The sequence below is a fragment of the Streptomyces camelliae genome, assembly GCF_027625935.1.
Classification (GTDB): domain Bacteria; phylum Actinomycetota; class Actinomycetes; order Streptomycetales; family Streptomycetaceae; genus Streptomyces; species Streptomyces camelliae.
In genome coordinates this window covers 5,532,876-5,545,063 of record NZ_CP115300.1, presented here as the reverse complement: position 1 = coordinate 5,545,063, position 12,188 = coordinate 5,532,876, and the positions used below count along the sequence as shown (strand labels likewise).

Below are 12,188 nucleotides of genomic sequence, written 5' to 3'. Positions count from 1 at the left end.
CGCTGTGTTATTTCAAAGGAACCTCGCCCCAGCAGATGCTGGAGACGGGGTATCAACATATCTGGCGTTGATTTTTGGCACGCTGTTGAGTTCTCAAGGAACGGTCGCTTCCTTTGTACTCACCCTCTCGGGCTTTCCTCCGGGCTTCCCTTCGGTGTTTCCGACTCTATCAGATCTTTTCTCGATCCGATTTCCTCGGCGCTTTCCAGGTTCTCCGCGTTTTCTCGCGGTTTCCCTTTCCAGCGGTTCCGACTTTATCAGAAGTTCTTGGCCGGTCTGACCGGCCGCTCATTCTGAGTAATCGGGAGGTGCTTCTTCGGAGGCGTCGTTTCCGACGTTCCCTGTGGAAGCTCGTAGATTCTAACCTTCGCCGCCGAACTTGTCCAGCTCCAGGCAACTGTTTGAATCTACCTCCCCACACCACCCGTGTCAACGGGTCTGCGGGGCGAAGAGAAGATTAGCAGCTCAGAGGGGTCGAACGCACATCAGGCGGCAGTGGGGACGGTGGCGCTGCGGTCCGTCGCTTCGAGATCGCCTGTCTCGCCGGCGCGTACCGCGCGGCCGCCGAGGACATAGACGTACGCCAGAAATGCCAGCTCGGCCAGCACGCCGATGCCGATGCGGGCCCAGGTGGGCAGGCCCGAGGGGGTGACGAAGCCTTCGATGGCGCCGGAGACGAACAGGACCAGGGCCAGGCCGATCGCCATGCCGACCGCTGCCCTGCCCTCCTCGGCGAGGGCGGTGCGCCGGGTGCGGGGGCCGGGGTCTATGAGAGTCCAGCCCAGGCGCAGGCCGGTTCCCGCGGCGACGAAGACGGCGGTCAATTCCAGCAAGCCGTGTGGGAGGACCAGACCGAGGAATGTGTCGAGTCGGCCGGCGGAGGACATCAGGCCGAACCCGACGCCCAGGTTGAGCATGTTCTCGAAGAGGACCCAGAGGACGGGCAGGCCCAGGAAGACTCCCAGGACCAGGCACATCGCGGCTGCCTGGGCGTTGTTCGTCCACACCTGGGCGGCGAAGGCGGCCGCGGGGTGACTGGAGTAGTACGTCTCGTACTCGCCGCCGGGGCGGGTCAGCTCGCGCAGTTGGCTGGGGGCGGCGATGGACGACTGCACGTCGGGATGAGCGCCGATCCACCAGCCCAGGAGGATCGCGATGGCGGTGGAGACCAGCGCCGTGGGGACCCACCAGTGGCGTGCGCGGTAGACCGCGGCCGGGAAGCCCTGGCCTAGGAAGCGTGTGACGTCACTCCATGAGGCGCGGCGGGTGCCGATGACGGCGCTACGCGCGCGTGCCACCAGTTGGCTGAGCCGCCCCGTCAGCTGCGGGTCCGGGGCACTGGACTGGATGAGGGAGAGGTGAGTGGCGGTGCGCTGGTAGAGCGAGACGAGTTCGTCGGTCTCGGCCCCGTTGAGGCGGCGCCGACGGCGGAGCAGGGCGTCGAGACGGTCCCATTCGGCACGGTGGGCGGCGACGAAGACGTCCAGGTCCATCGGGTGTGCCTGCTCCTCGGCTGGTCGTCGACAGCTCGTCCGCTCGTCGTGGATGCTCGCGTTTGCTGTCAGCTTGTCGTACTGCGGCGCGATGCGCTCACAGCTTGGCAGACTTGCGGTTCCGGGGGCAGATCAGGGAAGGCGGCGGGCGTGAGTGAGCTGGTGACGGGCGAGGCGGTGGCGCTCGAACTGCGGCCGGCGAAGCTGCCGAGCAGGGCGCTGGCCGTGTTGTTCGACCTGGTGGTGGCCGTGACCACGTACACCGTCGTCACCGTGGCGCTGGTGATGTCGACGGCTTCCCTGGACGAGGCCGCGCAGGTGGCGCTGTCGATCGCGACGTTTCTGCTGGTGCTGGTAGGCGGGCCGATCGCGGTGGAGACGCTCAGTCACGGGCGTTCGCTGGGGAAGCTGGCCTTCGGGCTTCGGGTGGTGCGGGACGACGGCGGGCCGATCCGGTTCCGGCATGCGCTGGTGCGGGGTGCGATCGGCGTGGTCGAGATCCTGCTGACGTTCGGCGTGGTCGCCTGCATCGCCTCGCTGGTGTCCGCGCGGGGCCGGCGGCTCGGCGACGTGTTCGCGGGCACGCTGGTCGTGCGTGAGCGGATACCCACCGGCCAGGCCGGGTTCGTGCCGCCTCCGCCGCCGTGGCTCGCCGGGCGTTTCGCCGCGCTGGACCTGTCGGCCGTGCCGGACGGGCTGTGGCTGGCCGTACGGCAGTACCTGACGCGGATGCAGCAGCTCGATCCGCAGGTTTCCGTGGGTATGGCGCAGCGGCTAGCGGCCGACCTCGCGGCGCGGACGGGCGCTTCGGTGCCACAGGACGTGCCGGCCGCCGCCTTCCTGGCGGCCGTGGTGCACGAGCGGCAGTCCCGTGAGGCCCGGCAGGCGTTCGGCGTCGCTGGATTCGCCCCGGCGGAGGCCGGTCCCGGTGCACCGTCCGCGCCGGCCGGATATCAGCCGCCCCCGCCCGTTCCCTCTGCTGCAGAGGCCTGGTCGCAGGCTTCCCCTCAACCGAATCAGGCGGCTCAGGTGGCCCAAGCGGCTCCGCAGTCGCAGGCTCCCGTCATGCCGTCGGCCGCTCCGGGGCGGGACGAGGCGCCGGCCGACCGTCCGTCCACGGGGTTCGCGCCGCCCGCGTAGCACTGGTCCGTGCCTCTCTCCCGGTTTCCCGGTGGTCGGGTTCTCCGGCTTCAGACGAATGTCGACGGCGGTGAGTCGAGATCCTCCAGCTCGATCCCCGGTGCGGAGAGGACGACGTCGCCGGCGATGTGGACGCTGTGCCGTTCGCCCGTGTCCAGGGCTGTGACCTGGTATTCGTCCACGGTCAGGGGGCCGTTGTCAGTGGCGTGTGCTTCGCTGTTCACCAAGGCCCAGGACTGGTCCACGGTGCGGGGGGCGAGGACCGGATCCGTGAAGGCGACCAGCCGTACGCGGGTCGCGGCGGACAAGGGGGTGAGGCGCAGGAGACGGGCGGTGGCGATGAGGAACGCGGGGGACGTGCCGGTGAAGGCGTGGGCGCGCACATTGCCTTCGGTGGCATGGGTTCCGGTGGGGTCGGTGCGGACCCAGGTGACGCCGTCGAGGGCTGCGCCGCGCACCTGCCAGCCTCCCGCGTGCAGTTCGAGGCGGATGGGGCGGCCGAGGTCGTCGAGGGCGAGGTCGACCGAGCCCCGGTGGGCGCCGGCGGGGTCGGTCAGCCGGGAGACGTAGCGCCAGCCGGACGGGCCGGGGGCGCATTGGAAGTGTTCTTCTGCGAAGGGGATGTGATCGTGCGGATCGTGGAGCGAATAGCGGCCGCGGGGCATGGGGGTCCTGGGGCTTGACGGGGTGACGGTCCGGGTGGCGCCGGCCGACCGTTCGGCCGGGCCGGCCGAATGGTCGAATGCGGCCGGAAAGACGGGCAGGCCCCCGGCACGGGGGTGCGGGGGCCTGCCTCGGGGGACCTGCTGTCGGGGAGCGCGGCAGTGCACTGGCGCGCTCCCCGGCGGACGGGACTCCTACGGAGCCGTCGGCTCAGTAGCGGTAGTGGTCCGACTTGAACGGGCCGTCGACCTCGACGCCGATGTACGCGGCCTGCTCCGGGCGCAGCTTGGTGAGCTTCACGCCCAGCGCGTCCAGGTGGAGGCGGGCCACCTTCTCGTCCAGGTGCTTGGGCAGCGTGTACACGCCCACCGGGTACTCGTCCGGCTTGGTGAACAGCTCGATCTGGGCCAGCGTCTGGTCCGCGAAGGAGTTGGACATCACGAACGACGGGTGACCGGTGGCGTTGCCCAGGTTCAGCAGACGGCCCTCGGACAGCACGATGATCTTCTTGCCGTCCGGGAAGGTCCAGGTGTGGACCTGCGGCTTGACCTCGTCCTTGACGATGCCCGGGACCTTCGCAAGGCCGGCCATGTCGATCTCGTTGTCGAAGTGGCCGATGTTCCCGACGATCGCCTGGTGCTTCATCTTGGCCATGTCGGAGGCCATGATGATGTCCTTGTTGCCGGTCGTCGTGACGAAGATGTCGGCCTTGTCGATGACCTCGTCGAGCGTGGTGACCTGGTAGCCGTCCATCGCCGCCTGCAGGGCGCAGATCGGGTCGATCTCGGTGACGATCACGCGGGCGCCCTGGCCGCGCAGGGACTCCGCGCAGCCCTTGCCGACGTCGCCGTAGCCGCACACGACCGCGGTCTTGCCGCCGATCAGGACGTCCGTGGCCCGGTTGATGCCGTCGATCAGCGAGTGCCGGCAGCCGTACTTGTTGTCGAACTTCGACTTCGTCACCGCGTCGTTCACGTTGATCGCGGGGAAGAGGAGGGAGCCCTCACGCTGCATCTCGTACAGGCGGTGGACACCCGTCGTGGTCTCCTCCGTCACGCCACGGATCTCGGAGGCCAGCTGGGTCCACTTCTGGGCGTTCTCGCCCAGGGTGCGGTGCAGCAGCTGGAGGATGACGCGGTGCTCGTCGGACTCGGCGGTCTCCAGGGCGGGGACCTTGCCGGCCTTCTCGTACTCGACGCCCTTGTGGACGAGGAGGGTGGCGTCGCCGCCGTCGTCGAGGATCATGTTCGGGCCGCCGGTGGGGCTGTTCGGCCAGGTCAGCGCCTGCTCGGTGCACCACCAGTACTCCTCCAGGGTCTCGCCCTTCCAGGCGAAGACCGGAACGCCCTGCGGGTCGTCGGGCGTGCCGTTCGGGCCGACGGCGATGGCGGCGGCCGCGTGGTCCTGGGTGGAGAAGATGTTGCAGGAGGCCCAGCGGACCTCGGCGCCCAGGGCGACCAGGGTCTCGATGAGCACGGCGGTCTGGACGGTCATGTGCAGGGAGCCGGTGACACGGGCGCCCGCGAGGGGCTGGGCGTCGGCGTACTCCTTGCGGATCGCCATCAGACCGGGCATCTCGTGCTCGGCGAGGGTGATCTCCTTGCGGCCGAACTCGGCCAGCGAGAGGTCGGCGACCTTGAAGTCCTGTCGGTTCTCGACAGTCGTCATTGAGAGCTGCTCCTCGGTATCGGGTCGAGGGTGGGTACGGCTGGTCTGCGCGGCGGCGGACACAGGAGTGCCCGAGAAAGGGACACAGGCATGCCCACGTACGCGCAGCGCAGTCCGTCGGAGGCCCTCTCTCCCTCGGCCGGTCCGTGCGGGACCGCCCGACCGCCATCAGCAGCGACGTCTGGCTTCGTCCCAAGCTACACCGGAGGACCCGGTCGCCCCCAGTCCGCCTCCGCATGGTTCTAGCCAGTCGGGAGCCGATTTCGAGGTGGCCGGGTGGGGGCGGAAGGGCTTTCGGCAGGGCTGTGAAGGCCGTGGAGCGGGAGCTTGCGGACCGGTGTGAGCAGGGAGTTCCGCAGCTTCGGGTCGTCTGGTCGCGGGCGGTGTACGGGGCTCCACCGGGGCGGCAGTGGCATGCGGCCGACGTACGACCAGGGGGACCGGATCTTCTGGGAGTGCGTCGGCGGGGTGGCCGACGCGCTCGATGGGGAGGTGACGAAGGCGCGGCCGGAGCCTCAGTGGCCGACGGCGTGGGGGTTCGGGCCGCCCGGGGTCGCCTCCGGGTCCGGGCCCTTGGCGGCCTCGGCCTCGCTGTAGATGTCCGGTTCGAGGTAGATGACGCGGGCGATGGGGACGGCGGCGCGGACACGGGCCTCGGCGGCGTTGATGGCGTTCGCGACCTCGGTGGCCGTGTCGTCGTGCTGGACGGCGATCTTGGCAGCGATCAGCAGTTCCTCGGGGCCGAGGTGCAGCGTGCGCATGTGGATGACGCCGGTGACGGTGTCGCCGTCGACGATCGCCGTCTCGATCTTCTTGACCTCCTCGACACCCGCGGCCTCGCCCAGCAGCAGGGACTTGGTCTCCGCGGCCAGGACCAGGGCGATGCAGACGAGCAGGACACCGATGCAGACCGTGCCGACGCCGTCCCAGACGCCGTCGCCGGTGGCCACCGCGAGGCCGACGCCGAGCAGGGCGAGGACCAGGCCGATGAGCGCGCCGAAGTCCTCCAGCAGGACGACGGGCAGCTCGGGCGCCTTGGCGTGGCGGATGAACTGCCCCCAGGACAGCTTGCCGCGCAGGTCGTTGGACTCCTTGATGGCCGTGCGGAACGAGAAGCCCTCGGCGATGACCGCGAAGACGAGGACGCCCACCGGCCAGTACCAGTTCTCCACTGCGTGCGGGTGGCTGATCTTCTCGTAGCCCTCGTAGATGGCGAACATGCCGCCGATGGAGAACAGGACGATCGAGACCAGGAAGGCGTAGATGAAGCGCTCGCGGCCGTAGCCGAAGGGGTGCTGCGGGGTCGCCTCGCGCTGGGCCTTCTTGCCGCCGATCAGCAGCAGGAACTGGTTGCCGGAGTCGGCGAGCGAGTGGACGCCCTCGGCGAGCATCGAGGAGGAGCCGCTGAAGGCGAACGCCACGAACTTGGATGCCGCGATCGCGAGATTGGCGCCGAGTGCCGCCACGATCGCCTTCGTACCGCCTGACGCGCTCATGTGTCCGCGTGTCCCTTCGCCTTCGTACGTGTACGCCGTCCAGGCCTCTGCCCGGCTTTGCCCGGCCTTTGCCGATGGGCCATTCTTGCAGCCCGGCCGGGCCTCGCCACGTCAGCTGTCCACAGCCCCGGTCATACGATCACAGTGGCACGGAAGACGGTTCCCTCGCCGGAGACCTCCGCCTGCTCGCCCGCCGGGACGAAGACCGACTGGCCGGGGCGCAGCTCGTGCTCGCCCGCGCGGACGGCACCGGCCGTGCACAGCAGGATCTGCGGGGTGTCGAGGGTGAGGTCGTGGGCGGCGGTGCCCTCGGGGAGGACGTACCGGGACAGGCGGAACTCGTCGATCGGTGTCTCGTAGACCTCCTCGCCGTCCGCGGAGGCCTCGGGGCGCAGCACACCCGGGTCGCCGGCCTCGAAGCGGACGACGCGCAGCAGTTCGGGCACATCGACGTGCTTGGGGGTCAGGCCGCAGCGCAGGACGTTGTCGGAGTTGGCCATGATCTCGACGCCGAGCCCGTTCAGGTAGGCGTGCGGGATGCCGGCGCCGAGGAAGAGGGCCTCGCCGGGCTGCAGGCGGACGTGGTTGAGCAGCATGGCCGCGATGACGCCGGGGTCGCCCGGGTAGTGCTGGGCAAGGTCGGCGTAGGGGGCGTAGTCGCCACCGAGGCGGGCGCAGGCGGCGGTGGCCTCGGCGACCGTGCGGGCCATCTCCTCCGGGTCGGCGCTGAGGATCGCGGTGAGGACCTCGCGCAGGGCCGCGTCCTCGGGGTGGGCGTGCAGCAGGTCGACGTACGGCTTGAGGGAGTCGACGTCGAGTCCGGCGAGCAGATCGGCGGCCCGGACCGGGTCGCGGAAGCCGCACAGGCCGTCGAACTCGGTGAGCGCGCAGATCAGTTCGGGCTTGTGGTTGGCGTCCTTGTAGTTGCGGTGCGGGGCGTCGACCGGGATGCCACGGCGCTCCTCGTCGGCGTACCCCTCCTTGGCCTGCTCCAGGTTCGGGTGGACCTGGAGGGAGAGAGGTGCACCGGCGGCGAGGATCTTGAGCAGGAACGGCAGATGGGGGCCGAACTTCGTCACGGCCGCCTTGCCCAGCTCGGCTTCCGGGTTCGCGTCGATGACCTCGGCGAGGCTGCCGCGCGCGGTGCGCGAGGGGGCGCCCGGGTGCGCGCCCATCCACATCTCCGCCTGCGGCTCACCGGTCGGCTCGACGCCGAGGAGGTGCGGGATGGCGGTGGGGGAACCCCAGGCGTAGGGGCGGATGGTGTTGTCGAGGCGGTCCATGTGTCCGTGTCTTCTCTGTCTGTCGTACGTACGCTGCTGGGCCGCCGTCGGCGGCCGGGGGGCCTGGCCGTTCCGGCCCGTAGCCAGATCAGGCCCCGGAAGCGAGCGCCAGGTAAACGGCGGCGAAATCCGTGACGGCGATCAGTTCCGCGAGGGTCTCCAGTTCGCCGCCCTCCTCCGGTTCGAGTTCGCTGATCGGCGTGTCGTGGCTGAGGGCCAGGTCGCGGGCGGCGGGGGCGGCAGTGAGGCCTTGACTCGGGCGGTCGCGGAGCAGCACTACGCGCGCGTGCAGCGCGGGCGCCTCCTCCACGCGGTCGCGGAAGAAGTCGTCGGGGTCGGCGCTGGCAGCCAGCGGGCCGGCCAGCAGGGCGCTGTGCGCGGCGAGCGCCTCGGGGAGTTCGGCGACGAGCGCGGGGCGGCCGGCGAGCTCGGCGAGGGCGGCGGCGAAGCGGTGCCCGGCGGGGCCGGCCGAGGTGCCTTCCGTCCACACCACGGGGAGCGCGTCGGCGAGTTCGGCGGCGAGGGTCTTGGCCGGGTTGCTGTAGGTCACGATGGCGGGGCCGCAGCGCTCGGCGATGTGGTCCAGCCGGTCGGCGACCTTCTCCAGCGCCTCCGGCGGGGCGCTGAGCAGGCCGACGCGGTCCAGCAGGGCGAGCAGCGGGGTGAGCAGCGCCCAGAAGACGCCCGGGGAGGACGCGGCGAGCGGTTCGCTCTGGTCGTACGGTGCCGTCGCCATCGGTACGAACAGGCCGTGCGCGCCGGTGACCGCCTCGGCGAGCGGGGTGCGGGCCGGGGCCACGGCGACGACGGAGACGCCACGGCGGTAGGCCTGGTCGGTGAGGAGGGAGAGGCTCGGTTCGGTGCCGTCCGGGGTGACGATCAGGAGCAGGTCCACGGAACCGGCCCAGCCCGGCAGTTCCCAGCGCAGGGCGCCCGCGGCCGGGGCGACGCCGGTGGGGGCCAGGCGGACGACGGGGCTGCCGACGCCGACCAGCGCGCCGATGAGGTCGGCGGTGTGGGTGGCGGCGGCGCCGGGGCCTGCGATCAGGACGGCGCGGGGGCGGCCGTCGGGTTTGAGGTCGGCGATGCCGGCCTCGGCGGCGTGCCGGGCGGCGGTGCGGACGCGGGCGCCGGCCTCGGCGGCGCCGCGCAGCAGGCCTCGGCGATCGGCCTCGGAGAGGCCCTCCGGGGTGTCGAGCAGCGATTCGTCCAGCATGGGCGGCAGCCTCCGATCGCCGGGGTCCTGTGCGGAGCCTTCGAGGGGGTGGCGCCGGTTCGTGATGCGGTGGGCGCCTGGTCTGCGAGGGCCTGCGAGGGCGGTGCGGGCCTCCGCGGGTCCACAAGGGTCTACGAGGTGGAGCGCCTCGTCACTCGGGGCGGCGGGCCTCGTCCACGAGGAGGACCGGGATGCCGTCGCGGACGGGGTAGGCGAGGCCGCAGTCCTGGCTCGTGCAGATCAGCTCGGTGTCCTGCTCCTTGAGGGGGGCGTGGCAGGCCGGGCAGGCGAGGATCTCCAGGAGGCCGGCTTCGAGCGGCATGTGGTGTCCCTTCGAGGGCGAGGTTTCTTTGGCCGCTGGTCAGCGTACCGCTGCCGAGCGGATTGAGCCGGGCCACAGGCACGTCAGCTCGATGACCCGGCCGTCACCCGACAGGGCCCGAGGGCGAGCGCCGGACCCGGGAGCTCAGGAGCTGAGCCCCTGTCCCCGGATCCGGCTGCTCGGAAGTCCGGCCGTCAGGCCCTGATGATCGCCAGGGCCTCGTCCCTGATCTTGGTCATCGTCGCCTCGTCCTTCGCCTCGGCGTTCAGGCGGAGGAGGGGCTCCGTGTTGGAGGGGCGGACGTTGAACCACCAGTCGGCCGCGGCGACCGTGAGGCCGTCGAGGTCGTCCAGGGTGACGTCGGCGCGGTTCTCGTACGCGGCGCGGATCGCGGCGAGGCGGTCGGCCTGGTCGGCGACCGTCGAGTTGATCTCGCCGGAGCCGACGTAGCGGTCGTACTGGGCGACGAGGGAGGACAGCGGGCCGTCCTGGCCGCCGAGAGCCGCGAGGACGTGCAGGGCGGCCAGCATGCCCGTGTCGGCGTTCCAGAAGTCCTTGAAGTAGTAGTGGGCGGAGTGCTCGCCGCCGAAGATCGCGCCCGACGTCGCCATCTCGGCCTTGATGAAGGAGTGGCCGACCCGGGTGCGGACCGGGGTGCCGCCGTTCTCCTTCACGACCTCCGGGACCGTACGGGACGTGATCAGGTTGTGGATGATCGTGCCCGTGCCGCCGTTGCGGGCCAGCTCGCGCGCGGCGACCAGCGCGGTGATCGCGGACGGGGAGACCGGGTCGCCGTGCTCGTCCACGACGAAGCAGCGGTCGGCGTCGCCGTCGAAGGCGATGCCCAGGTCGGCGCCCTCCTCGGGAACCCGCTTCTGCAGGTCCACGAGGTTGGCCGGGTCGAGCGGGTTGGCCTCGTGGTTCGGGAAGGTGCCGTCCAGCTCGAAGTACATCGGGACGAGGGTCAGGGGCAGGCCCTCGAAGACGGACGGGACCGTGTGCCCGCCCATGCCGTTGCCCGCGTCGACCACGACCTTCAGGGGGCGGATGGAGGTCAGGTCGACGAGCGAGCGCAGGTGCTCCGCGTAGTCGTTCAACGTCTCGCGCGAGGACAGGGTTCCCGGCTCGGCGACCGGCTCCGGGGCACCCGACTCCAGCCAGCCCTCGACCAGTTCGCGGATCTGCGCGAGGCCGGTGTCCTGGCCGACCGGGGCGGCGCCCGCGCGGCACAGCTTGATGCCGTTGTACTGGGCCGGGTTGTGGGAGGCCGTGAACATGGCGCCGGGCAGGTTCAGCGCGCCCGAGGCGTAGTACAGCTGGTCCGTGGAGCACAGGCCGATCTCGGTGACGTCCACACCGCGGTCCGCCGCGCCGCGCGCGAAGGCGCGGGACAGGCCCGGGGACGAGGGCCGCATGTCGTGGCCGACGACGATCGCCGAGGCTCCCGTCACCTCCGCGAAGGCGGCACCGAAGAGTCCGGCCAGTGACTCGTCCCACTGGTCCGGGACCACTCCGCGCACGTCGTACGCCTTCACGATCTGCGACAGATCAGCAGCCACGGCCAACCCTCCTGAAAGTTCAAAGTCCTATGGGTGCCCACAAACTACCCGTTGGGGGTAAGGGGGAGGTGTACGGACACCGGATGGACACCCAGCCACGACCGTAGCGGGAGGTGAGCCGGCTCAGTTGTCCGGGGAGCGCAGAACCCGGAGATGACCGCGGCGGGCCACCTCCATGGGGTCCGCCGTGCGGGCCCCGCCGCCTGCCCCGGCCGCGCGCTCCTGGGGGCGGGCCGCCTCGCGTACGGCGTTGGCAAGCGCTTCCAGGTCGTCCCCGCTGGGCCGCGCGGGAGCGGAGCCGTCGAGGAGGCGTACGACCTCCCAGCCGCGGGGTGCGGTGAGGCGCTCGGAGTGCTCGGCACACAGGTCGTAGCAGTGGGGTTCGGCGTAGGTGGCGAGCGGGCCGAGGACCGCGGTCGAGTCGGCGTAGACGTACGTCAGCGTCGCCACGGCGGGTCGGCCGCAGGCGGTGCGCGAACAGCGACGTACAGGGCTCACGACGTTGGACGGTACCGCACTCTTGAGCGGGCCGCGACGACTCTCCACCAGGTCACTCCACCGTGTCGTGCTGTGAAACGCCCCACATACCCTTTCAGGGAGCCCCTGTTGACCTGCATGGACGGGTTCTCGGTGAGCGCCGGGCGGGGTGGGATCCGGTCATGACTCGGTACAAACACCGTCAATTGCCTTGAGTTCGGCGGTCTTGGAGGGTTACGGAAACGCGCCAGACGTTGGCTGGAACGGTCAGCCTGCGTCATGGGCCGGCGGCGGCAGGGAGCGGTTTCCCGTGGGGCGGGTGGTGGCCGTCGTCCCGGGCCGTTGTCGTGTGGAGCCGGGCGGGGGGCGGGGGCGAGGACTACGCTTCACCAGTGATGGACAACCGTGTACCGCCCCGTGCCACCGGCCCCGGGCCTCGTCGCCGTGATCGCCACGGGCGGGGCATGCGGGGGCCGATCGCACCGCCGCAGGTGCCGCTCGCGGCCAGCCGTGCCGACGCGTTCGCGGACCTGGTGCAGGACTCCGTGGAGCGTCTCGAACGGCGGTGGCCGCAGCTGGCCGACATCGATTTCCTCGTGCTGGAGGTGCCCCGGCTGGACGCGCGTGCCGAGCAGGTGTGGAGCGACGAGGCCGTGCCGCTGGGCGGGGTCGTGTCCGCGCGGGACGGGCAACGGGCGCGCGTGGTCGTGTACCGGCGGCCGGTGGAGATCCGCACCAAGGGGCGCGACGAGCGGGCCGCGCTGGTGCACGAGGTGGTCGTGGAGCAGGTGGCCGAGCTGCTGGGGCTGACTCCGGAGACCGTCGATCCCCGGTACGGGGAGGACTGACGGGGAACGCCGGCAGGGGGTCG

General features: G+C 70.9%; 11 protein-coding genes. 2 read left to right on the top strand and 9 right to left on the bottom strand.

Going from position 1 to position 12,188, the window contains the following annotated elements:
- Positions 1 to 485 precede the first annotated feature (485 nt).
- On the bottom strand, positions 486 to 1,493 hold the full coding sequence (locus tag O1G22_RS25395) for a stage II sporulation protein M (protein WP_270083420.1): 1,008 nt from the start codon (positions 1,491 to 1,493) through the stop codon (positions 486 to 488).
- Between the two features lie 150 nt (positions 1,494 to 1,643).
- Between O1G22_RS25395 and O1G22_RS25390 the strand changes: the two genes are divergently transcribed.
- A complete protein-coding gene (locus O1G22_RS25390; RefSeq protein WP_270083419.1) occupies positions 1,644 to 2,633 on the top strand; it encodes an RDD family protein in 990 nt (329 codons plus the stop codon).
- A 50-nt stretch (positions 2,634 to 2,683) separates the two neighbouring features.
- Here the strand turns inward: O1G22_RS25390 and O1G22_RS25385 are convergent, their stop codons facing one another.
- The 8 genes from O1G22_RS25385 to O1G22_RS25350 all read right to left on the bottom strand — a co-directional run bounded on the left by O1G22_RS25385 (position 2,684) and on the right by O1G22_RS25350 (position 11,386).
- Positions 2,684 to 3,298, bottom strand: a complete 615-nt coding sequence (locus O1G22_RS25385; RefSeq protein ID WP_270083418.1) for a hypothetical protein — start codon at positions 3,296 to 3,298, stop codon at positions 2,684 to 2,686.
- 208 nt (positions 3,299 to 3,506) lie between these two features.
- Positions 3,507 to 4,964, bottom strand: coding sequence for an adenosylhomocysteinase (gene ahcY / locus O1G22_RS25380; RefSeq protein WP_225099035.1), 1,458 nt, complete (start codon positions 4,962 to 4,964; stop codon positions 3,507 to 3,509).
- A gap of 515 nt (positions 4,965 to 5,479) precedes the next feature.
- Positions 5,480 to 6,460 (bottom strand): cation diffusion facilitator family transporter, encoded by a 981-nt coding sequence (locus tag O1G22_RS25375; RefSeq protein WP_270083417.1) that lies wholly within the window; start codon positions 6,458 to 6,460, stop codon positions 5,480 to 5,482.
- Between the two features lie 131 nt (positions 6,461 to 6,591).
- The gene (manA, locus tag O1G22_RS25370) at positions 6,592 to 7,743 is read right to left on the bottom strand and encodes a mannose-6-phosphate isomerase, class I (protein WP_270083416.1); all 1,152 of its coding nucleotides are present in this window, start codon (positions 7,741 to 7,743) and stop codon (positions 6,592 to 6,594) included.
- Positions 7,744 to 7,831: 88 nt separating this feature from the next.
- Positions 7,832 to 8,959 (bottom strand): SIS domain-containing protein, encoded by a 1,128-nt coding sequence (locus tag O1G22_RS25365; RefSeq protein WP_270083415.1) that lies wholly within the window; start codon positions 8,957 to 8,959, stop codon positions 7,832 to 7,834.
- A gap of 151 nt (positions 8,960 to 9,110) precedes the next feature.
- The gene (locus O1G22_RS25360; protein WP_073901335.1) at positions 9,111 to 9,281 is read right to left on the bottom strand and encodes a Trm112 family protein; all 171 of its coding nucleotides are present in this window, start codon (positions 9,279 to 9,281) and stop codon (positions 9,111 to 9,113) included.
- Positions 9,282 to 9,475: 194 nt separating this feature from the next.
- Positions 9,476 to 10,840 (bottom strand): phosphomannomutase/phosphoglucomutase, encoded by a 1,365-nt coding sequence (locus O1G22_RS25355; protein WP_225099039.1) that lies wholly within the window; start codon positions 10,838 to 10,840, stop codon positions 9,476 to 9,478.
- A 123-nt stretch (positions 10,841 to 10,963) separates the two neighbouring features.
- Positions 10,964 to 11,386 carry a DUF3499 domain-containing protein gene (locus O1G22_RS25350; protein WP_079661865.1) on the bottom strand — a complete coding sequence of 141 codons (423 nt, stop codon included), beginning with the start codon at positions 11,384 to 11,386 and terminating at the stop codon, positions 10,964 to 10,966.
- Positions 11,387 to 11,712: 326 nt separating this feature from the next.
- Between O1G22_RS25350 and O1G22_RS25345 the strand changes: the two genes are divergently transcribed.
- A complete protein-coding gene (locus tag O1G22_RS25345; RefSeq protein WP_270086536.1) occupies positions 11,713 to 12,165 on the top strand; it encodes a metallopeptidase family protein in 453 nt (150 codons plus the stop codon).
- The last annotated feature ends 23 nt before the right edge of the window (positions 12,166 to 12,188 follow it).

Coding starts and splice junctions, on each gene's coding strand:
- O1G22_RS25395 (WP_270083420.1), bottom strand. CDS start 1,493: ATGGACCTGGACGTCTTCGTCGCCGCCCACCGTGCCGAATGGGACCGT.
- O1G22_RS25385 (WP_270083418.1), bottom strand. CDS start 3,298: ATGCCCCGCGGCCGCTATTCGCTCCACGATCCGCACGATCACATCCCC.
- ahcY (WP_225099035.1), bottom strand. CDS start 4,964: ATGACGACTGTCGAGAACCGACAGGACTTCAAGGTCGCCGACCTCTCG.
- O1G22_RS25375 (WP_270083417.1), bottom strand. CDS start 6,460: ATGAGCGCGTCAGGCGGTACGAAGGCGATCGTGGCGGCACTCGGCGCC.
- manA (WP_270083416.1), bottom strand. CDS start 7,743: ATGGACCGCCTCGACAACACCATCCGCCCCTACGCCTGGGGTTCCCCC.
- O1G22_RS25365 (WP_270083415.1), bottom strand. CDS start 8,959: ATGCTGGACGAATCGCTGCTCGACACCCCGGAGGGCCTCTCCGAGGCC.
- O1G22_RS25360 (WP_073901335.1), bottom strand. CDS start 9,281: ATGCCGCTCGAAGCCGGCCTCCTGGAGATCCTCGCCTGCCCGGCCTGC.
- O1G22_RS25345 (WP_270086536.1), top strand. CDS start 11,713: ATGGACAACCGTGTACCGCCCCGTGCCACCGGCCCCGGGCCTCGTCGC.